Source organism: Cellulomonas soli (assembly GCF_013409305.1).
GTDB classification, from domain to species: domain Bacteria; phylum Actinomycetota; class Actinomycetes; order Actinomycetales; family Cellulomonadaceae; genus Cellulomonas; species Cellulomonas soli.
Genome location: NZ_JACBZJ010000001.1, coordinates 535,503 through 557,902 on the forward strand (window position 1 = coordinate 535,503; position 22,400 = coordinate 557,902).

15 protein-coding genes are annotated in these 22,400 nt (G+C 74.0%); 9 read left to right on the plus strand and 6 right to left on the minus strand.

Annotated features, from left to right (window positions below; genetic code table 11):
* Positions 1–49: 49 nt before the first annotated feature.
* Complete coding sequence (locus BKA22_RS02390) at positions 50–2,332, minus strand: helix-turn-helix transcriptional regulator (RefSeq protein ID WP_146951283.1); 2,283 nt, start codon at positions 2,330–2,332, stop codon at positions 50–52.
* Positions 2,333–2,842: 510 nt separating this feature from the next.
* On the opposite strand from BKA22_RS02390, the gene BKA22_RS02395 reads away from it, so the two are divergent.
* The 3 genes from BKA22_RS02395 (at position 2,843) to BKA22_RS02405 (ending at position 7,169) form a co-directional block, all read left to right on the plus strand.
* Positions 2,843–3,931 carry an IniB N-terminal domain-containing protein gene (locus BKA22_RS02395; protein ID WP_146951284.1) on the plus strand — a complete coding sequence of 363 codons (1,089 nt, stop codon included), beginning with the start codon at positions 2,843–2,845 and terminating at the stop codon, positions 3,929–3,931.
* Positions 3,932–4,026: 95 nt separating this feature from the next.
* A complete protein-coding gene (locus BKA22_RS02400) occupies positions 4,027–5,853 on the plus strand; it encodes a dynamin family protein (protein WP_218866830.1) in 1,827 nt (608 codons plus the stop codon).
* Entirely contained in the window at positions 5,850–7,169 is a 1,320-nt protein-coding gene (locus BKA22_RS02405; RefSeq protein ID WP_146951286.1) for a dynamin family protein, read from the plus strand. The genes BKA22_RS02400 and BKA22_RS02405 overlap by 4 nt, the downstream gene beginning before the upstream one ends.
* On the opposite strand, the gene BKA22_RS02410 is transcribed toward BKA22_RS02405, so the two are convergent.
* From BKA22_RS02410 to BKA22_RS02420, 3 genes are all read right to left on the minus strand, one after another.
* The gene (locus tag BKA22_RS02410; protein WP_146951287.1) at positions 7,144–7,788 is read right to left on the minus strand and encodes a hypothetical protein; all 645 of its coding nucleotides are present in this window, start codon (positions 7,786–7,788) and stop codon (positions 7,144–7,146) included. The genes BKA22_RS02405 and BKA22_RS02410 overlap by 26 nt on opposite strands.
* A gap of 57 nt (positions 7,789–7,845) precedes the next feature.
* Positions 7,846–8,574, minus strand: coding sequence for a GIN domain-containing protein (locus tag BKA22_RS02415; protein ID WP_146951288.1), 729 nt, complete (start codon positions 8,572–8,574; stop codon positions 7,846–7,848).
* Between the two features lie 169 nt (positions 8,575–8,743).
* Entirely contained in the window at positions 8,744–9,331 is a 588-nt protein-coding gene (locus BKA22_RS02420) for a TetR/AcrR family transcriptional regulator (protein WP_146951289.1), read from the minus strand.
* A gap of 124 nt (positions 9,332–9,455) precedes the next feature.
* On the opposite strand from BKA22_RS02420, the gene BKA22_RS02425 reads away from it, so the two are divergent.
* The 3 genes from BKA22_RS02425 (at position 9,456) to BKA22_RS20245 (ending at position 12,877) form a co-directional block, all read left to right on the plus strand.
* Positions 9,456–11,066, plus strand: a complete 1,611-nt coding sequence (locus BKA22_RS02425) for an MFS transporter (RefSeq protein ID WP_146951290.1) — start codon at positions 9,456–9,458, stop codon at positions 11,064–11,066.
* A 218-nt stretch (positions 11,067–11,284) separates the two neighbouring features.
* The gene (locus BKA22_RS02430; RefSeq protein WP_146951291.1) at positions 11,285–11,842 is read left to right on the plus strand and encodes a hypothetical protein; all 558 of its coding nucleotides are present in this window, start codon (positions 11,285–11,287) and stop codon (positions 11,840–11,842) included.
* A gap of 63 nt (positions 11,843–11,905) precedes the next feature.
* Positions 11,906–12,877: a diguanylate cyclase domain-containing protein gene (locus BKA22_RS20245; protein ID WP_146951292.1), complete on the plus strand. Its 972-nt coding sequence runs from the start codon at positions 11,906–11,908 to the stop codon at positions 12,875–12,877.
* A 38-nt stretch (positions 12,878–12,915) separates the two neighbouring features.
* On the opposite strand, the gene BKA22_RS02440 is transcribed toward BKA22_RS20245, so the two are convergent.
* Positions 12,916–13,746, minus strand: coding sequence for a hypothetical protein (locus tag BKA22_RS02440; RefSeq protein ID WP_146951293.1), 831 nt, complete (start codon positions 13,744–13,746; stop codon positions 12,916–12,918).
* Positions 13,747–13,951: 205 nt separating this feature from the next.
* On the opposite strand from BKA22_RS02440, the gene BKA22_RS02445 reads away from it, so the two are divergent.
* Positions 13,952–14,446 (plus strand): GNAT family N-acetyltransferase, encoded by a 495-nt coding sequence (locus BKA22_RS02445; protein ID WP_146951294.1) that lies wholly within the window; start codon positions 13,952–13,954, stop codon positions 14,444–14,446.
* 30 nt (positions 14,447–14,476) lie between these two features.
* Here the strand turns inward: BKA22_RS02445 and BKA22_RS02450 are convergent, their stop codons facing one another.
* On the minus strand, positions 14,477–14,998 hold the full coding sequence (locus BKA22_RS02450; RefSeq protein ID WP_146951295.1) for a hypothetical protein: 522 nt from the start codon (positions 14,996–14,998) through the stop codon (positions 14,477–14,479).
* 233 nt (positions 14,999–15,231) lie between these two features.
* Here BKA22_RS02450 and BKA22_RS20070 point away from each other — a divergent pair, with 233 nt between their 5' ends.
* A complete protein-coding gene (locus BKA22_RS20070; protein WP_146951296.1) occupies positions 15,232–20,640 on the plus strand; it encodes an MBG domain-containing protein in 5,409 nt (1,802 codons plus the stop codon).
* 1,088 nt (positions 20,641–21,728) lie between these two features.
* Positions 21,729–22,376 (plus strand): tyrosine-type recombinase/integrase, encoded by a 648-nt coding sequence (locus tag BKA22_RS02460; protein WP_146951297.1) that lies wholly within the window; start codon positions 21,729–21,731, stop codon positions 22,374–22,376.
* Positions 22,377–22,400: the final 24 nt, after the last annotated feature.

Genomic DNA, 22,400 nt, shown 5'->3' on the forward strand with positions numbered 1-22,400 from the left:
CACCGCTCGTCATCCCCGCCTCATCCCCCCTCATCCCCTGCGCGCTCCCTCAGCCCCCGGCGGGCGTCTGCGCGAGGAGCCCGCGCAGGTGGGCCAGCAGCTCGGCCCGGGTGTGCAGCCCCAGGCGCTGACGCATGCGCGCCACGTGGTGCTCGACGGTCTTCGGCGAGATGTAGAGGCGCTCGGCGATCTGCCGGTAGGTCTGGCCCTCCACGACGAGGCGGGCGACCTCGAGCTCGCGCCCGCTCAGCGGCGGTGCCGCCGCGCCGCTCGCCACGACCGGTCGTGCCCGGTGCGGCGCGCGTGGCTCCTCGTTCGCCGGGCGCAGCGCCCGGGCGAGCTGCAGGAGGGCGACCATCGAGCGACGGTCGGGCGTGCGCGCCGCCGCGTGCCCGACCAGCCGCCCGCCGTCCCACGCCATCCCGACGCCCACGAGCCTGCGGGCCACCCGCTCGACCGCGGGCGGGTCCACCCGGGCACCGAGGACCTGCACCCAGACGCGTGCGGCCTCGGCCAGCACCTCGGCGTAGTCGCTCTGCCGGGCCGCGGCGACCAGAGGCCGCGCGTGCCGTTCGAGCCGGTCGGGGCGCTCGGACACCAGGGCCGCCTGGATGCCGTACCAGTGGTGCGGCACCGACCACAGCACGGGAGATCCCAGCCCCTCGAGCAGCGATGTCGCCTGGGCCAGGTGCGGCGCGACCTGCGGTGCCCGGCCCAGGCGTGCGGCTGCGACCGCGATCTCACCGAGCGGCAGCAGACCGAACAGGTCCACGGGCCGCTGGACGAGCGCGTCGAGCGCCGCGGGCCAGGCCTCGAGCAGCCCACCCAGGTCGTTCGAGCGCCGAGCCACGCCCAGGTCGAGTGCGCGCGCCACGAGCTCGTCGCGTGCGCCGAAACCGTCACCGGCGGCGCGTGCGGCCAGGGCGACCTGCTCGCGGGCCTCGTCGAGCCGACCGTCGAGCATGGCGGTCCAGCCGAGCAGCAGCCGGTGGCGCGGCTGCGCGACCGGCCCGCCGAGCCCGCACGCGAGCGCGTCGCGCAGCACGGTCACCGCATGCCCGCTCGCACCCGCGTGCAGCGCGACGAGCGCCGCGACGGCCGCCGGCGTGTCGGGAAGCAGCGCCGCGCGGCCGCGGGTGCGCAGCACGGCGGCGGACTCCAGCAGCGTCGACAACGCCCCGGTGCCCGCGCCGTCGAGCGACTGCTGCACGCCGCGCACCATGGCCTCACGCGCACCGTCGACGAGGCTCGGCGGGCGCGTCCCCACGGGCCAGTCGGCCCGGCGCCCTGCGTCCTGGCCGGTCGTCAGCGCGGCCAGCGACCACAGCTGCGCGGCGGCGACGTCCCCGGCGTCCGCCAACGGCCGGTAGACCGCGGCCGCGTGCCCGACCAGGCCCTGCTGGGTCAGGACCGCTCCGAGCACCTGCGCCGCCTCGGACGCGCGCGGACCCGTGGAGTGCGCGAGCGCGTCGTCGGCCAGCCGCAGCGCGGTCGGCACGTCCCCCGCGAGCGCTGCGCTGCGTGCACGGTCCACCGCGAGCGCCGCCCCGTCGGCGCCGGCCGTGACCGCGTCGGCGAACAGCCGTGCCGCACGTGCCGGATCGTCCTCCACCAGCGCGCGGGCGGCACGGATGCGTTGCGCCGCGAGCCCCGGGTGGTGCACGCCCACGTCGGCGGTCCGCAGCACGATCTGCGCCGGGGTGTCACCGCGGTCCTCGAGCGCACCGATCACCCGCCCGAGGACGATCGCGCGGCGGTCGGGCGGTGCGACCGCCTGCACCGCCTCGCGCACGGCGGGGACGACCGCACCGTCGGGGCCCAGCAGACCGCTGCGACGCACGTGCGCGAGCGCCTCGACGACTTCGCCCGGGTCACGCCGCAGCACGTCGGCCAGGACGCCGGGGTCGGGCGGTGCGCCCAGGCTCATCGCCAGCACGACCTCCCGCAGGAGCGGGAGCCGCGGCGCGTCGACCCCCGCGAGGCGCCGCACGGGGTCCCAGGCGGCGAGCACCGCCGGGCGGTCCCACGGTTGCGGGCCGATGCCGTCGGCGCCGTCGAGCACCGCGTCGACCAGGCTCAGGACGCCGCCCGTGGCCGCGACCAGCGCGTCGACCGACGGCTCGTCGAGGGCGTGGCCCAGGCGTTGTCGGGCGCGGGAGGCGACCTGCCCGCGGTCCACCGGGTCGTGGCCCGCAGGTGGGGCGAGCGCCGGGCCGCTCCCGCCGGGACTGCCGACCGCCACCAGGCGAGGCGCGCCCGGAGCCTCCCGGCCCCGACGGACGCTCCCGTCGAGCTGGGCGACCCCGCGGGCCCCCACGTCGTCGTGGTTCATGCTCTCGTCCCCCACAGCGCCGACCCGCGGCGCACCGACAGCATCGTGCAGGTGTGAGCGACCACAGGGGGTCGCGGTTGCCGTCCGCCGCGCACGCGGACGTCGGCACCGGCGGCCGCGGGGAGCTGCCCCACGACGGACCGGTCGGTCGGTGCGGCACGGCGGCATCGCCGTCCCCCCACCCGTACCGCATGATCCCCCCCGCGTGGGCGACACGCACCTTCTGCCCCGGTTCGTCACGGTCGCAGGAACGGCCACCCCCGGGGCTCCGGGGATCGCCGCAGGTCACGGCTCGCGGTCGCCCCGGGCGGTCGCGGCGCACCCGTCGGGACGGGTTCGCGCCACCCGGCGCACGGCCCACCGCGCGGCGCACCGGCCACGCCCCTGGGCGTGCCGCACCCCCCAACACCCCCCTGCCAGGAGGGGCCGCACCCCCGATGGGTGCCCGGTCCGACCTCCGTAGCGTCGAGTCCTGCCGACCAGATCGGCACGCCCAACGAAGGGAGCATCATGTCCAGCGTCGCAAGCACCCTGCTCGACTTCATCCTCAACCTGCTCCGAGACCCCGAGACCGCAGAGGCCTTCGCGAGGGACCCGCAGGGCACGCTCGAGGACCACGGCCTCGGCGACATCACCTCGGTCGACATCGACGACATCATGCCCGTGCTGACCGACGCCTCGACGTCGAGCTTCGACCGTGACTACTCGACGGGCGGGAACACGCTCGGCGCGACGCAGTCGTCCACGGGTGGTGGCGGTTCGGCCGGCGGCTCCGACGGTGGCGGCGGCATCGAGGCCGCCTCGCTCGCCGCGAGCGGCAGCGTCGGTGTCAGCGCCGTCATCCCGCAGCTGCAGCAGGTCTTCCAGACCTACACCTACAACACGACCTCGATCGACGACCGCGACACGATCGTCGACTCGTCGGTGAACCAGAACATCTGGGCGGACGGCGACGTCGACCAGATGTTCGACCTGGACACCGTGACGGCGTCCGGCGGCGGCGTGGCGGCCGGCAGGGACCTGTCCGGCACCGCGATCGTGGGCGACGGCAACGTGGTGGGCGAGGACAACACGGTCGGCAACACCAACAACTCCAACCAGGGCAACACGACCGACTCCTACAACGCCACCGACTCCTACAACGACAGCTCGGACAACTCCACGAACGCGACGGACTCGTACAACGACAACTCGGACAACGCGACCGACTCGTTCAACGACAACTCCGACAACTCCGACAACTCCACGACCGACAACTCCGACAACTCGTGGACGGACAACTCGGACAACTCGACGACCGACAACTCGGCGACGGACAACTCGGACAACTCCACGACCGACAACTCCGACAACTCGGTGACCGACAACTCGTGGACCGACAACTCCGACAACTCCGACGACGACGGCATCGACGTCGACAACTCGGGCAACGACAGCTCCACCGAGACCGAGACGGAGACGGAGATCGACAACTCCGTCGACGACCACTCCGAGACCGAGATCGACAACTCGGTCGACAGCTCCGACGACGACTTCATCGACGACGACAGCTCGTACCAGGACGCGTCCGACGACGACGTCGTCGACCTCGACGTCTGACCGCTGAGGGCCCGACCGGCCCGGGGCTCTCCCGGGCCGGTCGAGTTCGCGTCCCGCAGCGTGCGGGGCGATCGTGAGGAGCTGCCGTGCTGCCGATGATGGATCTGCTCGACCGTGCCGAGGCGCTGTCCCGCGACGCCGACCGGTCCGACCTGCTCGACCGCCTGCGGCAGGCGCGTCGACGGCTGCAGGACCCGCACGTGCGGGTGCTCGTCGTCGGCGAGCTCAAGCAGGGCAAGAGCCAGCTGGTCAACGCGCTGGTGAACGCCCCCGTGTGCCCCGTGGACGACGACGTCGCGACGTCGGTGACCACGGTCGTGGGCTGGTCGGCCGCGCCGACGGCCGTGCTCATCGGGCTGCCCACCGCGCCCGACGGCACCCCCGACCCGGACCCCACGCACCTGCGCCGCACCGTCGTGCCCGTCGAGGCGCACGCCCGGCACGTCGCGGAGCGCCGCGCGCCCGACGGGTCCCCCGTCGACTGCTCCGAGGTCGGCCTGCCCCGGCACGTGCTGGCCGGCGGTCTCGTGCTCGTCGACACACCCGGCGTGGGCGGCATCGGCTCGGCGGACGGCGCGGCGACCATGTCCGCGCTCCCCTCGGCCGACGCGGTCCTGCTCGTCTCGGACGCCGGCCAGGAGTACTCGGCACCCGAGATCGAGTTCCTGCAGCAGGCGCTCGCGGTGTGCCCGAACGTCGCCTGCGTGCTGACCAAGACGGACCTGTACCCGCACTGGCGGGCCGTGGCCGAGCTCGACCGCCGCCACCTGCAGCAGGCGGGTGTGCGCGCCCGTCTGATCCCGGTGTCCTCGACGTTGCGGCTGCTCGCCGCGCGCCGCCAGGACCGCGGCCTGCACGACGAGTCGGGGTTCCCCGAGCTGGTGCGCTACCTGCGCGACGAGGTCGTCGACAACGCCGGGGTGCTGGCGCGACGCTCGGTCGCGCACGACGTGCTGACCGTGACCGACCACCTGCTGATGGCCGGTCGCGCCCGGCTGGCGGCCCTCGAGGACCCCGCCGGCGGGGCGACCCTCATCGCCGGCCTGCAGACCGGCCGGCAGAACGCCGGCGACCTGCGCCGGCGCAGCGCCCGCTGGCAGCAGCTGCTGCAGGACGGCGTGACCGACCTGAGCGCCGACATCGAGTACGACCTGCGGGACCGGTTGCGTCGCATCGGCCGCGAGGCGGAGGAGGCGATCGACGGCGGCGACCCGGGCGCGGTGTGGGACGAGTTCGACGAGTGGCTCTCCCAGCGGGTGCGGGCCACGGTCGCGGCGAACTTCGTGTGGGCGCACGAGCGGGCGCAGTGGCTGGCCGCGCACGTCGCGGCGCAGTTCGACGCGTCCGACGTCGAGCTGCCCGAGCTGCTGGGCGGCGACGACAGCGAGGCCCTGGACCTGGTCGCCCAGCTCGAGCGCGTGAAGCTGGAGCCGGTCTCTCGCGGGCAGGCGGCGCTCATCGCCCTGCGCGGCTCGTACGGCGGCGTGCTCATGTTCGGCATGGTCACCGCGATCGCGCTCGGCATGTCGATCGTCAACCCGATCTCGGTGGGCGTCGGCGTGATCCTGGGCGGTCGCGCGTACCGCGAGGACAAGGCCAACCGTGTGCGTCGCCGTCAGGCGGAGGCCAAGGGCGCGGTGAAGCGGCACCTCGACGACGTGGCCTTCCAGGTGGGCAAGGACTCCAAGGACCGGCTGCGCCGGCTGCAACGCGTCCTCCGTGACCACTTCACGACGCGCGCCGACGAGCTCGTGCGCTCGCTCGACGAGTCGATCCGTTCCGCACGTGAGGCGACGCGCACGGGTGCGCAGGACCGACCGGGCACGCTCGGCGCGCTGCGCGAGCAGGTCGCCGACCTCGAACGGTTGCGCGCCGACGCCCAGCGGTACGCACTGCCCGCCCTCGAGGCGGTGCCGGCGTGAGCGGCGAGGACGCCCTGACCCGCGCCATGGGGCGCCGGCGCCGGGCCCCGGAACCTGAGCGCCCCGACGGGCCGCCGCACCCGACCGTCCGACGGGCCGGCGCCCTGCTGCAGGCGGCCGCCGAGGCCTACGCCGACGACGACGCCGTCGGGTCGGCGTTGCGGGACCTGCTCGGTCCGCTGGGGCAGCCGCTGACCGTGGGCCTGGCGGGCCGGATCAAGTCGGGCAAGTCGACGCTGCTCAACGCCCTGGTCGGTGCCCGGGTGGCCGCCTCGGATGCGACCGAGTGCACGCAGGCGATCACCTGGTACCGGTACGGGCAGGTGCCGCACGTCGAGGTCCACCCGCGCACGGGCCACGCCTGGCAGAGCACGGCGATGGTGGGGCGCAGCGGGCTGGAGATCGACCTGCGCGGCGCCCGGGCGGACGAGATCGACCATGTGGACGTCGCCTGGCCTGCGCCCGCCCTGCGCGCGCTGACCCTGGTCGACACCCCGGGGCTCGACTCGCTGTCCGGTCTGGCCTCGCGCCGGTCGCACGAGTTCCTGGTCGCGGGCGCACCGACGTCGGAGATCGACGTGGTCGTGTACCTGCTGCGTCAGGTGCGGCGCTCGGACGTGCGCTACCTGGGGGACCTTGCGCGGCTGCGCGGGTCGGGGGCGGCGGGCAGCACGATCGCCGTCGTGGCCCGGGCCGACGAGGTCGGTGCCGGTCGTATCGACGCCCTGGTCTCCGCAGAGCGGCTCGCCCGACGGCACCGGGAGGACCCGGACCTGACCTCCGTGTGCAGCACCGCGCTGCCGGTGGCCGGCCTGCTCGCCGAGACGGGTCAGACCCTGCAGGCGGCCGAGGCGGCCGACCTGTGCACGTTGGCGTCCTTGGACCGTCAGGTCGTCGAGGAGCTCCTGCTGTCGGTGGACCGGTTCCGGCGTCCCTCGCTGTCCGTCCCGGTGACCGCCGACGCGCGTGCGGCGCTGCTGGACCGCCTCGGCATGTTCGGGGTGCGGACCTGCCTGGCGCTGCTGCGCGGCAACCCGATGGACGCGCCCGCGCTGGCGGACGAGCTCACGCGGCGCAGCGGTGTGGAGGAGCTGCGGCGGTCGCTCGACGTGGCGGTCGAACGACGCGAACGGCGATCGGCGCGAGACGCGCTGGTCCGGATGCTCGACCTCGTCCAGGACGAGGACCGGCTGCCCGACGTGGTGCGCGCCGCGCGTGACCTGCTGAGCTCGGCCCGGACCGACCCCGAGGAGCCGACCGCGGGCGGCGACCTGTCCGCGCCTGCGGCGGTCAGCGCCGTCGACGCACGTCCTTGAACCAGCGTCCCGCGGAACGTGTGGCCAGGAACAGCGAGCCGAGCAGCGCGAGGCTGGCCTGCGCGACCAGCGCGATCCGGTTGAGGTCCCGCACGGGCATGACGTCCGGGTCGGCGATGACGTCCTGCAGCAGGAGCACCGCCCCGGCGCCGAGCACGCCGAGCACGATCAGCGCCCATCGCGCTCCCCCGTGCGCGCCTGCCGTGCGCACCACGAGCACGAGGTGCACCAGCCACACGAGGGCAAGCCCGCCGACGACGACCCACACGAGGACGCTCGCGGCGTCCTGCGCGGTGCCGAGGGTGGTCGACGGGTCGGCTGCGACGACCTCCTGGGCGAACTGGTCGCGCAGCGCAGGCTGCGAGCGCACGATCGACCCGGCAGCGAGCAGCCCGACCGCGAGGCTGCCGACCCACAGGCTCAGGCCTGTCGACACCGTCGGTGGGCTGGGCGGCGGTGCCTTCGTCGCAACGAACCGTTCACCCCCGAGCTCCGGTCGGGGCGGCGACGTCTGCGGGGACGTCTGCGCGGTCGCGTCGACCGTCGGCTCGTCGACGCCCTCGGCGGGGGCGGGAGACGCCTCGCGACCCTCGGGCTCGCGCTCGGTCGCCGGTGACATGCGCCTCACGCTAGCCGCAGGCCTGCGGACCCGCGTGCCGACGACCTCGGCGTCGACTCAGCCCTCCCGGACCTGGCCCGACCCGTCCACGTCCGAGGTCACGGTGGCGCCCCCGGCATGCGTCACCGAGCCGCTGCCCGAGATCCGCACCCCGAGAGTCCCGCTCGCGGTCACCTCGACGTCGCCCGAACCCTCGACCGAGACGGTGGCGTCCTGGGTGTCGAGCGAGCGCGCCCGGTAGTCGCCCGAGCCCTCGATCCGCACGGCCTGCCCGGTTGCACGGCCGGTCAGGCCGATCGCGCCCGACCCCTCGATCGTCACGGTGACCACGTCCACGTCGACCCCGCGCACGTCGACGTCGCCCGAGCCGTCCACCTGCACGTCGAGCCGCTCGCCGGTCGCGGCGTCGGCCGTGACGTCACCGGAGCCCTCGACGACGACCTGCTCGAGGTCGCCGACCACGAGGTGGTAGCTGATCGTGCCCGTGGCCGCGCCGAGGTGGGAGCTGCGGACGCCGAGCTCCAGCGCGCCGTCGGCCGTGTCGCTCGTCAGGTACGGCAGCGCGTCCTTCGCGGCGGTCACGGTGAGCCGCGGGGTGTCCCCCTGCTCGATGGTCAGGTCGCCGGACGTCGTCAGCCGCACGGAGGTCACGTCCCCCACGTCCCGCTGCTCGGTCGTCTGCGGTCCGCTCGGCACGTCGCAGCCGGTGAGCACGGCGGCACCGGCCACCAGGGCGAGGACCAGGCCTGCGACGACGACGGGCGGACGGGTGCGACGGGCGGTCATGGGGTCCTCATCGGAACGGGGCGGGATCAACGGGCGGGGCGAACGGGCAGGGTGCTGCGCGCGGACCGTCCCGCGCCTCGACCACCTTGGCACCGGCCGCGCGCCGACGGCATGGGGTGAACCCCTGACCTGCCCCTGAGTCGTCCCCGAGACGGTGCGCGCCGCCGGGTCAGCAGGCAGCGGCGGCGAGCCCCGCGTCGATGAAGGCGAGCGTGCCCGCGGTCGTCTCGTCCAGGTCACGCCCGTGGTCGACGAGCTGGACGGCTGCCGAGATCGCCCCGAAGACGAGCCCGGTGACCAGCGTCGTGTCGCGCACCCCGAGCTCCTCGACCGCTGCCCGGAGCGGGGCGAGCAGCGCGTCGTGCAGCTCGCGCACGCGGTCGGTGCACTCGGGCGGGAGGCCGGTGAGGGTGAGCTGGTGGAACGGGCCGTGGTCCCGTGCGGCCAGGCGCAGCCCGACCTGCACGTAGGCGTGGATGCGCGAGCGGGGGTCGCCGCCGGGGGCGTCGGCGACGGCGTCCGCGAGGGCGTCGTTCGCGTCGACGAAGGTCGCCTCGACCGCGGCGGCCAGCAGGGCTCCCGTCGACGGGAAGTACTGGTAGACGCTCGTGCGGGCCAGGCCGGAACGGCCGGCGACGGCCGCGGGCGTGACGGCCGAGGCGCCCGCGGATCCCAGCAGGTCGCGCGCGGCCGAGACGATCGCGCGGCGGCGCATCACGTGGTGCTCGGCCACCGTCGGGGCGTCGATTCGAGGCATCGGGCCATTGTCACGCACGCGTGGCCGCCTCACCAGTTCCCGACACCCGCGTCGGGATGTTACCGTCGGGAGTGTCGGGTCCCATCCCGCACCGAACCGCTCTGCGCCACGCAGGAGGAGCACCATGACCACTGAGGTATCGATCCCGCGCCGCCACTGGCTCGCGATGGGAACCCTCGCCCTCGGGGTCTCGCTCGTGATCATGGACGCCACGATCGTCAACGTCGCGCTCCCGGTGGTCATCGAGGACCTCGGGCTCGACTCGTCGGGCGCGCAGTGGATGAACGCCATCTACTCGCTCGTCTTCGCCTCGCTCATGCTCACCGTCGGCCGGGTCGGCGACCTCTACGGCCGCAAGCGCCTGTTCGCGGTCGGGCTCGCCGTCTTCATGGCGGCGAGCCTCGTCGCAGGCGCCTCGACCAGCCCCGCGATGCTCATCGGCTCCCGCCTCGTGCAGGGCGTCGGCGCGGCGATGGTGCTGCCGAGCACGCTCTCGACCCTCAACGCGATGTTCCAGGGGCGCGAGCGCGGCATCGCCTTCGCGATCTGGGGCTCGACCATCGGGGGCATGGCCGCCGTCGGCCCGCTCGTCGGCGGGTGGCTCGCCACCGACGTGAGCTGGCGCTGGGCGTTCTGGCTCAACATCCCCTTCGGACTGCTCGCGCTCGTCGGGATCCGCCGGTACATCGACGAGACCCGCGACACGACGCTGCGCCGCGGCACCGACGTGCCCGGCGTGCTCCTGTCGACCCTCGGGCTGGCCGGGATCGTGTTCGGCCTGATCGAGGGCGCCTACTTCGGCTGGTGGCTGCGTCCCTCCGGAGCGCCCTCCCCCGTGCCGTTCGCCCTGCTCGGCGGCGCGGCGCTGCTCGCAGCCTTCGTCGTCGTCGAGCAGCGGCGCGTGCTCGCGGACAAGGTCGCGCTCGTCGACCTCGGCCTGCTGCGGCTGCGCTCGTTCCGCTTCGGCATCATCGCCGCGCTGATCGTGTCCCTCGGCGAGTTCGGCCTGCTGTTCACGTTGCCGCTGCTCCTGCAGGGCGCGCTCGGCTACACCGCGCTCGGCACCGGCTTCCTCGTCCTGTGGCTCGCCGTCGGCACGTTCCTCGTCTCCGGGGCGACCCCGCAGCTCACCGCCCGGATCGGTCAGCGCTCCGTGGTCCGCATCGGCCTCGGGCTCGAAGCCGTCGCCATCGCCGGCCTCGCCCTCACGCTCAGCACCACCGTGCCGGGCGCCGCCATCGCCGCCTGGCTGTTCCTCTACGGCATCGGTGTCGGCATGGCGACCGCCCAGCTGACCAGCGTCATCCTCGTCGAGGTGCCGCTCGCCGAGAGCGGCCAGGCCTCCGGCTTCCAGACGACCGTCCGTCAGCTCGGGTCCGCCCTGGGCGTCGCCCTGCTCGGCGGCTTGCTCGTGGCCACGATGACCTCCCAGACCACCGCCCGGCTCGCCGACTCCGACCTGACGCCCGCCCAGCGCGAGCAGGTCGTCGCGATCGTCCACGGGACCGCGGGCGCGGGCATCCCGTCGCTCGCCGCCGACCCCGCGACCGCCGCCGCGGCGGCCGACGCCGAGGCGGCCCTCGTCCACGCGAGCAAGGTCACCACCGGGATCGCCGCGGGCGTCCTCGTCGTCGGGCTCGCGTCGACGCTCGCGATCCCGGCCCTGCCCACCGGGTCCGCGCCCACCCCGCGGACCCCGCGCGCACGCCGCCGGGTCGGCGCGTCCGAGGCGTAGACCGCCGTCGGGGCCGCGACGACCGCACGAGCGGCACCGGCCCGGGACCGTCGCACCGCTCGGTCGGACGGACGGACGGACGGTCGGTCGGACGGTCGGTCGGACGGACGGGCGACACCGCGGCGACGCCGGACCGCCACCTGCCGTCCACGACCGGGTGGCACCCTCGCAGCGGGGCGCCCGACGGGCCGCACGCCCCGCGCCGACGAGAAGGAGCCATGGCCACGATCAGCGCGCCTCGGGGTCGGACCCGACGCCGAGGCACCGGGATGGTGCTGCTCGTCCGGCTCGTCCTCACGGTGCTCGTCGCGGCACCGTTCGTCGCCCTGGCCCTGCTGGGTGTGGACGACTGGCACCACGTGGGTCCGCAGGCAGTCGACGGTGTGTCCACCAGCACGCGCTGCCGGTACAGCGACCTCGGCGAACCCACCGCGTGCTTCGGCGACTTCACCTCCGACGACGGCACCCTGACCCTGCACGGCGTGGAGATCCGGCTGGAACGAGAGCTCCCGCACACGGGTCCCGCGACGGCCGCGCCTGCCGGCGGGTCGTGGGTGGCGCTCGGCGCGGGTGGTGGGCGCATGGTGCCGTTGCTCGTCCAGCAGGCCGGGACCGTCTCGCTGGTGTGGTTCATCGCCTACGGCCTGACCATCATGGGTCTGATCTGGCTGATGGTCCTCTGGACGGCCCGCCAGGTCGGCAGAGCCTTCGCCCTGGCCGCAGGTCCAGCAGGTCCCGCAGGCGCCGCACGCGATCCTCGGGTGACCGGGGCGTGAACTTCCCCCGACGACTCGTCGAACACGCTGATGACCTGCGACGTCGGTGACGACACTCCCGTGGTGACCGATGTCCAGTCCCTCCTGCGCGACCTTCGCTCCGGCACCGTGCCCTCGACCGCCCCGGTCGAGACCCTCGCCGTCCCGCTGCCCGTGATCGACGCCGCGACGCCCATGCACGAGGTCGAGCCGCTGTTCGCCGACCCGACGTTCGCCCGGATCGGGGTCCTCGACCGCGGCGACCTGCACACCATCGGGCTCATCACCCGGTCGCAGTTCAACGCCGAGATGGCCGGTCGCCTCGGCTACGGCAGGGCCGTCCTCACCCGACGGCCCGCGCGCGCCGTCGCCGACTGGTCGCCGCTGGTCGTCGGCCCGACGACCTCCGTGGTCGAGGCGGCCCTGCTCGCCATGGCCAGGCCGCCCGAGTCCCGGTTCGAGGACGTCGTGATCAGCGCGGACGTCTGGTCGGCGACGGGGACCTCCGAGCTGGTGCACGCCCTGGCCGCAGCGCTCGCCGACCAGGGCATGCGCGACCGCACGACCGGCCTGGTCAACCGTCACACGCTCGAGCACACGCTCACCTCGTGGGCCGCGGAGCTCCGGGGCACCCGTCGGCGCCTGGCCGTGACCCTCGTCGACGTCGCGTCGTTCGGCCTGCTCAACGCGATCCACGGCTTCCCGCACGGCGACCGCGTGCTGGCGACCATGGCACGGGCCCTCACGAGCGCCTACCCCACCAGCTGCGCGGTCGGACGCCTCGGCGACGACGAGATCCTCGTCGCCGCGGTCCTGCCCGCGGTCCCGGACGACCGCGCCCGCGAGGTCACCGAGGAGCTTCGGCTGATCGCGCTCCAGACCCTCGCCGTCGTCCCGCCCGGGTTCGCCCCGCCGGAGTGGCCGAAGGTCCGAGCGGTGAGCACCGTCAGCCTGCAGGCCTGGGCCGACGTGCCGCTGCTGCTGCAAGAGCTGCACCGGGCGATGCGCTACGAGAAGACCCTCGCCCCACCGACGGGCCCGGCCGCGCTCAGCTGACCGGGCGCCCGACGGCGGCTTGCGAGCGCCTCACTCGTTCAGCCGCGAGCGATGCGGAGGACCATCTCGCACCCAGCGGCCGAGCCCAGCAGCGAGACATCCCCGTCAGCACTGAGGTGCCGGAGAGTCCGCGCGATCCCGGGCGTGTCCAGCGCGGTCGCCTCCGTGCGCACCAGAACCTCCCGGCCGCGACCGCCCGGAAGCCCCCGCCGCGCACGGCCCGACACGATGACGGCGGCAGGCTCTCGCGCGAGCAGCAGGACAAGACCGGTCGGCCCGCCCGGTTCGGTCACCGCCGCCACGTCACCCCACGCCACCCCGTGGCTCTGCCGGTGGTCACGGACGGTCACCGCAGCGGAGGTCAGCCACACCCCCGCCCGCCGCTCGTGCAACGCCCGCCGTGCGCCTGCGACGAGGAACCCGACCCCGACCGTCCCGACCACAAGAGCCAGACCGGCCGACATCGCGCTGCCGGCACCGATCACGGCGCCAGCCAGGAGAAGCGCACCGGGCCAGGCCGTCAGACCCGCCGTCAGCAGCCCTCGGGCCGGATGTTCCCGCAGCACCGTCGCACGCGTCCCGTCGAGCGTGCCGAGCGCGATCGCCCCACGCGGCCCGTCCCCGCGCTCCTGCCGGTCCCTCACCGCTCGGCCCGCGAGCAGCAGAGCGCCGACACCGATGACCCACAGCCCGAGCACGACGACGGACAGCGTCGCGTGACCGATCACCACGAGGAACGCCCCGAAGGCCACGACGGCAATGAGTACGGGCAGCTCCCGTCGGCGCGCGGCACGCAGCCACGGATCCATGTCGGCCTCCGATCCGTTGCGGCCGGCGCCGGAGGGGGTCAGGGGCGGGCGGCCGCTCATCCGAAGATCGACTCCCAGACGCCGAGGAGCGTAGCAACCGCGACTCGCGTGCCCCGTAGCTCGCCGATCGCCCGGCGCCCCGACCGCCGACGGGCCCGGCCGGGCCCAGATGCCTGTGGGACGGCCCACCTACGATGGCGGCCGTGCGCCGGATCGGACGTGTCGAGTGGTCGTGTGCGCTCACCTTCTACCCGGGGAGTCGAGCGTGGCGATCACCTTTCGCGCACTGACCGACCACGAGCCCGGGATCATCGTCCGGCTGCTCTCGGACGCCTACGCGTTCGACCCTCGCTACCAGGAGCTGCACGGCGCCTCCTGGCAGGACAGCGACGACTTCTTCTTCGCCCACCCGCAGATCGCGGACGCGTGCTGCTTCGTCACCGCGGACGGCGACGAGCCGATCGGGGTGGTGATGTGGGACCCGCGCCAGCTGCCGGAGTCGGTCGAGATCGGGCACAACGGCATCGTCGCGACGCGCAAGGGATCCGGGTACGGCCGGCTGCAGCTCCTGGAGGCGCTCGCCCGCATCAGGAGCCTGGGGGCCCGACGGATCGTCGTCACCACGGACGACGGGCTCGTCCCGGCGCAGCGGATGTACGAGAGCGCCGGGTTCGTCCGCGCACGGGTCCGCCGGAACGACGACCCGGCGGACTTCGTCGACGAGCACCTCGACTACGTCTTGGACGTCGCGCAGCGCTGACGCCCAGGCGGGAAGGGGTCCGGTGCACCGTCACCGACTGCGGGTGAAGCCCCGCTCGTGCCAGTAGGCGGCCTGGGCCGAGGTGCGCCGGATGATCGAGTCGGCGGCCGGTGCTTCGGGCCACAGCATCAGCTCGTAGTGGTCGGGGGCGGGGTGCTCGTCGTCGGCGACGTCCTGGGCGTGGCCGGCATCCATGCCTGACGCGCACCATCTGACGCGGTAGGAGTCGGCGGGCAGGTCGAAGCGCACCGCAGGGTCGTCAGCCCAGCCGGACAGGGCAGCGTGCCGCGTGGCCGGTCTCAGGTTCACCTCGACGACCTCGTCCCACTCGCCCAGCCCTGACGGGGCGGTGTCGAGCACGCTGACGCGAACGGGGACCTGGCCGGTGTGGGTCCCGGTGATCAGGAACAGGCCACCGGCCACGGCCGCGCCACACAGCCCGTTGACCTGACTGACGAACGCCTCGTCCGGCGACGGCGTCCCGACCAGATCGGTCGTGACCGTCAGCTGCGCGTAGGACGTCCACACCACGCCGTCGAACACCACACCCATGTCGGCCCTCCTCGCCCACCCGCGCTCCACACCCGAGACCACCGAGCGGCGTCACGCCCATGATGCACTCCTGAACTGGGCGAACACCTTTGTCACGGCTCGGGCGTGGATGTCGATCAGATCGGCCCCGGGGCCGTTACAGTGCGACTCCCGGCGACCTGTGGCCTCTGTCGCGCGCTCGGCCTCACCTACGCGCTGACGCCCGGTCCCCGACCTCAAGAGGATGTGATGCGGTGCGCCGCTCCGCTCGGAACGCTCTCGTCTCGGCCGCCTCGCTCGGTCTCCTGGCGCCGACGCTGCTGTGGGCGACCCCGGTCGCCTCCGCGCTCGAGTCCGAGACCACGACCTTCACCACGACGGGTGTCGCCTCCTACACGGTCCCGGCCGGGGTCAGCGTGCTCACGATCGAGGCGTGGGGGGCCGAGGGGACGAAGGGCCCCCGAGAGTCGAACCCGAGCCCGGGCAAGGGCGGCGGCATCCGGTCCACCGTCACGGTGACACCGGGGCAGGTGCTCCAGGTGATGGTGGGCGCGGCGGGCGGCGGCGGCGTCGGCGGCGTGGCGTGGGCGAGCGGCGGCAACGGTGGTGGAGCATCCGGCGTCCGGGCCGGGAGCTGCGCCGCCGCTCTGGCCTGCGACCCGTCGGCCGACCTGGTCATCGCGGGTGGCGGCGGCGGGGCCGGTCCCGTCAGCAACCTCACCACCTACGACGGCCCGTGTGGCGGGGACGGCGGCGCGAACCCGGACGGCTCAGGAGCGCGGGGGTGCTCATCCGACTCCACGGACCCGACCGCGGGTGGCGCCGGCGGAACTGCGACGGCAGGCGGGGCAGGCGGCACGAAGCTCCACTTCGACGGCGCCCCCGGCACTGCCGGGCACGGTGGCGACGGCGAGGACCTGAGCGGCGGCGGCGGTGGCGGTGGCGGCGACGGCCACTACGGGGGCGGCGCCGGCGTCTCCTCCCGGGCGGACACCCCCACGGACGGCGGCGGAGGCGGCGGTTCCAGCTGGGCCGTTCCGGCCGCGATCTCGACCGAGTTCCTCGGGGCGAGCCGTACCGGGGACGGAAGCGTCACGATCACCACCCTGGCAGGGGTGGCCGTGAGCTCGACGACCGTCACGGCCTCGGCCAACCCGATCCGCGCGGGCGACGAGGTCAAGTACGTCGCGACCGTCTCCCCGGGCGATGTCGGCGGAACGCTGACCTTCACGGCCGACGGCACCGACATCCCGAGCTGCATCGACATGGCCGTCTCCAACGGCATCGCCGAGTGCTGGAACTCCCGGGTGCTGCGCACGACGGGCACGCACACCATCAGCGCCCGGTACTCCGGCAGCGACGGCGCCCTGCCGAGCACCGCACCCGGGCTCGTGATGACGGTGCAGCCTGCGACCACCAGCACCACGCTCGAGGCCGACGAGGTGAGCGTCGGCGCCGGCACGCCTGTCACCTACACCGCGACGGTCACGCCCCCACCCGTGGGCGGCACGGTGCGGTTCCGGAGCACCGGACAGGCCATCAGCGGCTGCGACGCCGTGGTGCCGGACCCGACCACCGGCGTGGCCGTGTGCACCTTCGTCTACCGGACCACCGGTGGGTGGCTCGTGTACGCGGACTTCTCGGGGACGTCCTCGTACTCGGCGAGCAGCTCCTCGGAGGTCTCACAAGCCGTCAACCCGACGCAGACGACGACCGTCGTCACCTCGGGCGGCAACCCGAGCGGCATCGACCAGACGGTCACGTACACCGCGTCGGTCTCGCCGGCGCCGACCAGCGGCACCGTGGCGTTCACGCACGACGGGGCCGCCGTTGCCGGGTGTGCCGCCGTCGCGGTGAACGCATCCGGCCAGGCCTCCTGCACGCGCACCTACGCCATCGGCGGCAGCCACACGGTGAGCGCCACGTTCGCCGGCATCCCGGACTACGCAGCGAGCACCTCGGACGCCTTCACGCAGACCGTCTCCGCGAGCATCGCGCTGAGCTCCGACACCGGATCGGCCCCGCTCGGGTTCGGCGTGCGGCTGACCGCGACCCTCTCGCCCGCGCCCGCGGGCAGCACCGTGACGTTCTTCGACGGCGGCTCGCCCGTCACCGGGTGCACCCGACTGCCCGTCGACTCCGGCAGCGGCCGCGCCACGTGCCTGACCGGCTTCACGACGACCGGCGCCCACCCGATCGCGGTCGACCACTACAACGCGGGCGGGACCCTCCTCGGTCGCTCCGGCGCGTTCTCCCAGGACGTGACGCTCGCGACCGCCGACTACACCACGACCGGCGCTGACTCCGCGTTCGTCGTGCCGGCCACCTGGTCCGACATCCGGATCGAGGCCTGGGCCGCGGCCGGCGCGCGCGCACACCGCGAGGACACCACCTCGCCCGGCCAGGGCGGTCGGGTCGTCGCCACGGTGGCCGTCACACCCGGCCAGGTGCTCCAGGTGTCCGTCGGAGCCGTCGGCGGCGGCGGCGCGGGCGGCACGGGCGAGGTGCCGTTCGGGCCGGCCGGCAACGGCGGCGGTGCGTCCGGCGTCCGGTTCGGCCCGTGCGCCGCGACCCTCTCCTGCGACGTCGGCTCGACCCTTGTCGTCGCCGGCGGTGGCGGTGGATCCGGGAGCTGGAACGGCAGCTTCGTCGGCGAGAACAGCTGGATCCCGTGCGGCGGCAACGGAGGCATCGGCTCGGACGGGTCCGGCGGTTCCGGTTGCAGCACGGACTCGAACACCGCCACCGGTGGTGCGGGCGCCACGGCCACCGCCGGCGGCGCGGGCGGCACCAAGACCGAGTTCCAGGGCTTCACCGGCAGCACGGGCACGGCGGGGCACGGCGGTGCCGGAGCGGTCGCCTCGCCGACCAGCATGGGCGGCGGGGGCGGGGGCGACGGCTGGTTCGGCGGGGGCGGCGGCGCCGGCGGAGCCGCGTACTCCCAGTCCCGCGGCGGAGGTGGCGGCGGTTCGAGCTGGGTGTCGCCGACCGTGACGTCCTCGGCATTCCTCGGCTCCCCCTCCACCGGCGCCGGATCGGTCACCATCACGCACGCCGCGACGCGCATCCTGCTGACCTCGACCTCGGAGGGCAACCTGCCCTTCGGCGTCGAGCGCACCCTCACCGCCCGTCTGGTCGACAGCGGCGGCGCCACCGTCGACTCCGGCCCGGACTCGGTCCTCCCCGTGACGTTCTCCCGCGCCGCGGGCGCTGGCTCGGTGACCGGCCTCACGACGGTCTCGGCTGTCGCGGGAGTCGCCACGATCCAGGTCACGGGCGCTGACCTCGGTGCGCTCGACGTCGCGGCGTCAGCAGGCGGCTTCACCTCGGCGCCCTGGTCCCTCCTCGTCGCCCGGGTCGCCCAGGTCGTGACCTTCGACGCACCACCGTCGCCCGCCGCCTACGGCACCGGGTTCCTCGTGGCGCCGACGGTCGACTCGGGTCTCGCGCCGTCGCTCCAGGCGTCGGGCGGGTGCACGAGCGAGGTCACCACCGGGGGATGGACGGTCACGATGACGAGCGGGACGGTCGCCTGCACACTCGTCGCGAGCCAGGCGGGTGACGCCCAGCGGGAGCCGGCGCCCTCGGTCACGCGCGTCGTCTCGGCCGCCAAGCAGGCGCAGGCGCCCCTCGCCCTCGCCGCGACGAGCACCGGCACCTACGGCGAGGCGTACCCCGTGGTCGGGTCCGGCGGGAGCGGTACGGGGAGCCTCTCCCTCGACCTCACCGGCGCGGCCTGCACCCTCACGGACAACGCCGCATCGTCGGCGGTGCTCACCGCCGTCGGCGTCGGGACCTGCACCACGACCCTCACGCGGGCGGGCGACGCGAACTACGACGCGGCGCAGTCGACGCGTGTGACGGAGATCGGCGCACGGCCGCTCACCGTGACCGCGAACGCCGCGACGAAGGTGTACGGCACGGCCGACCCGGCGGTCACGGCGACCCTGAGCGGTTTCGCCTTCGCCGAGACGACCGCCGACGCGGGCGTGTCCGGAGTGGCCGACTGCGCGCGCGCCGCGGGCGAGGACGTCGCGAGCTACGTGATCACCTGTGCCGCGGGCACGCTGACCGCGGACCACTACTCCCTCGTGGCCGGTCCGACCGCAGCCTTCACGATCACACCCGCCGACCTGACGATCACGGCCTCGAGCGAGGTGCTCGTCTACGGCGAGCCCGTCTCCTCCGTCGCACCGCGGTACACGGGTCTCGCCAACGGCGACCTGGAACCGTCCACGAGGCCCGCGTGCTCGACGACGGCCATGACGCTCTCGTCGGTCGACACGTACCCGACCGCCTGCACGGGTGCCGGGGACCCCAACTACTCGATCACCGAGCTCCCGGGGACCGTCACGGTCACGCCCGCGCCGCTCCTGGTGACCGCGTCGGACGGGACCTCGGTCTACGGCGACCCTGCGCCGGTCATCCAGCCGAGGTACACGGGTCTCCTGGGGGCCGACGACGCGAGCACCGCGCTGTCCGTCGCGCCGACCTGCGCCTCGCTCACCGACCGGCGCAGCGTCGTCGGGACCTACGCCTCGACCTGCTCGTCCGCGGTGTCGCACAACTACGCGCTGACCTACGCGGACGGCGTGGTCGAGGTCACCAGGGCCGATCTCGTCGTCACCGCCGCCGACGCCACCGCGGTCTACGGCGACGGCCCGCCCGCGGTGCATCCGCTCTACGCGGGGCTGGTCAACGGCGAGGTCGACGTCGACGACGGGCCTGTCTGCCGATCGAGCTCGACACCCACGACGGGCGCCGGTACGTACGTCGGCGCCGCGACCTGCGCCGATGCCGTCGACCCCAACTACACGATCCGCTACCTGCCGGGCGACGTCACGGTCACGGCGGCACGGCTGCTCATCACGGCCTCGGACGGCACGGCCGCCTACGGTGCGGCAGCCCCGGTGACCACTCCCTCGTACGTCGGGCTCGTGAACGGCGAGACGGCGGCCGACGCACTCAGCACCGTGCCCTCGTGCACGCCCGGAACCTCGGACCGCAGCCCCGTCGGCCGCTACGCGTCGTCCTGCGCGGCGGCCGTCGGCGCGAACTACGCGATCAGCTACGCGGCCGGCGCTGTCGTGATCACCCGAGCCCCCCTGGTCGTCACGGTCGGTGACGCCTCCCGGCTCGTCGGTCAGCCGGACCCGGCATTCGGGTACACGGTGGCCGGGCTCGTCGACGGCGACACCGTGGCGGCGCTCACGGGATCGCCGTCCTACTCCACCCCTGCCACGCCCACGAGCGCGGTGGGTACCTATCCAGTCAAGGTGTCCGGGTTGGCAGCCGCCAACTACGCGATCGCCTTCCAGCCGGGGTCCCTCACGATCACCCGCGCACCCGTCGAGCCGAGCCCTCGCGCGTCGAGCGCACCGGACGCCGCGACGGCGACCGTCGAGCGTGACCAGGACGCGGGTGGTGAGGGAGCCCTCGGCACATCGGGCGGCACCGACGCGGGGTCCGCGTCCGAGGCGACTCCGCCCGCGGTCGAGAGCGACGCCCCCGCCCCTGCTGCGAACGGCGGCGGGGACCGCACCGCGGCGAGCAGCGGGGCGTCGGCGACGGGCGCTCCGTGGCCGCTCGTCCTCGCGGGCCTCGCCCTCTTGGTGGTGGCCGCCGGGGCCGCGACCGCCGCCGTACGCCGACACCGCGGCTGACCCAGGCTGCTCCGACAAGGGCAGACCGGGGAGGGCGCCCGAGACTCCGGAGCTCCGCGATCGTCCGCCCGCATCCGCCTCTGGTCGTGGACGAGGTCTACCCACATCGACGACACGGGCCCCTTCTGCCGACATGGAGAGCATCGACAGGCGAACTCGTCCGCCCCCGGCTGTCCAACGACGAGCGCACCGCGGCCTTCACCACCTGGCTCGCCGAGTACAGCACTCAGCGCTACCACGACGCCGTCGGCGCCGCCCTGATCACCCGACCGTCACCAACGCCATGGCCGAGTACAACTAGGGAGCAGGATGGGTCACCCAGTACCAGCCCCCCACCCATACCGCCAGGCCGAGGACCACTCCCACAGCGATGCGGACTGGTGTGCGCGCGGTCCACCGGATGAGCCAGAACGGGGCCGAGACCATCGCCCCGGCAAGGAGTGTCGCGAGCCCCACGACGAGCGGGGAGCCACGGTCACCCCATCGGCAGGCCGTGATCCCGCACCACTCGAAGCTTGCGAAGGCAAGGGCCGCGAGTGCTCCAGCCACGCTGAGCGGGACGGCCCAGAGCAGGTGGAGAGGACGGGTTCGCCTCGGTGGCTCGTACCCCTGGTAGGGGGTGCTCACGATGTGCGCCCGGCAACGGTGACCCTCCCGGACGTGCTCACGGTGCCTCCGTGCAGCCAGCCGGCGATCGTGCTGGGGCCGTTGACAGTGATCGTTCCGGGTGTGTGCACCTCGAGCGTGGCTCCGTTCGAGGTGGTCGTCGCACCGGAGAAACGTACTGCTCCGGCTGCTGCGGAGCCCGTGAGCGCCGGGCTTCGCGGTGAGTCCAGCTGACCAACTCGGGGCGTCGTCCGCCGCCGCGAGGGTGTTCAGCCACGACGTCCACGTGACCTGTTCTGCTGCCGTGACTGCCACCGGCTGCTGCGGGGCGGATACCTCCGGGGCAGCGACCGCGGCCGCCTCCTCGACGGTTCCGCCGGCGACCGGCCGACCTGTCGCGCCGGAGGTCCATCTTCGCCCGAGCGGCACGGGACCGGATCCTGGCGTTCAACCCGTGCGAGGCCACCGAACTGCCGAAGGTCATCGCGAAGAAGTACCGCACCCTCACGCCCGACGAGTTCGAGCTGGTGCTCGCCGCGATCCCCGACCGGTTCAAGGCGATGATCCTCACCGACATCGAGACCGGGCTGCGCTGGGGCGAACTGGTGGCCCTGCGGCCCCGGCACATCGACTTCCTCCGGCGCACGCTCACCGTCGAGGAGACCATCGTCGAGATCTCCCGCAAGGACTCCCCCACCGGCGAACGCATGCTGTTCAAGCCGTACCCGAAGGACGACGAGCCCCGGACCCTGCGGATCTCCCAGGACCTGCTCGACACCCTCGCGGCCCGGATCGCCACACTCGGTCTCGCCCGCGGCGACCTGCTCTTCCCCTCACGCGACGTCGCCGGCGGCACACCCCTGTCCCGCGCCACCTTCAACACCCGCTACTGGCGCCCCGCCGTCGCCGAGGCAGGCATCGACTTCCCGCTCCGCATGCACGACCTCCGGCACGCCCACGCTTCGTGGCTCCTGGCCGGCGGCGCCGACCTCGTGGCGGTCATGGAGCGTATGGGGCACTCGCAGATCATGACGACGCAGAAGTACCTGCACACGCTGCCGGACGCGGACGACAAAGCGCTCGCAGCCTTCGAGTCTATTCGCGGCCGTTCAAGGCGAGGCTCGACTTGAAACACCCACAACCAATCAAGGCCG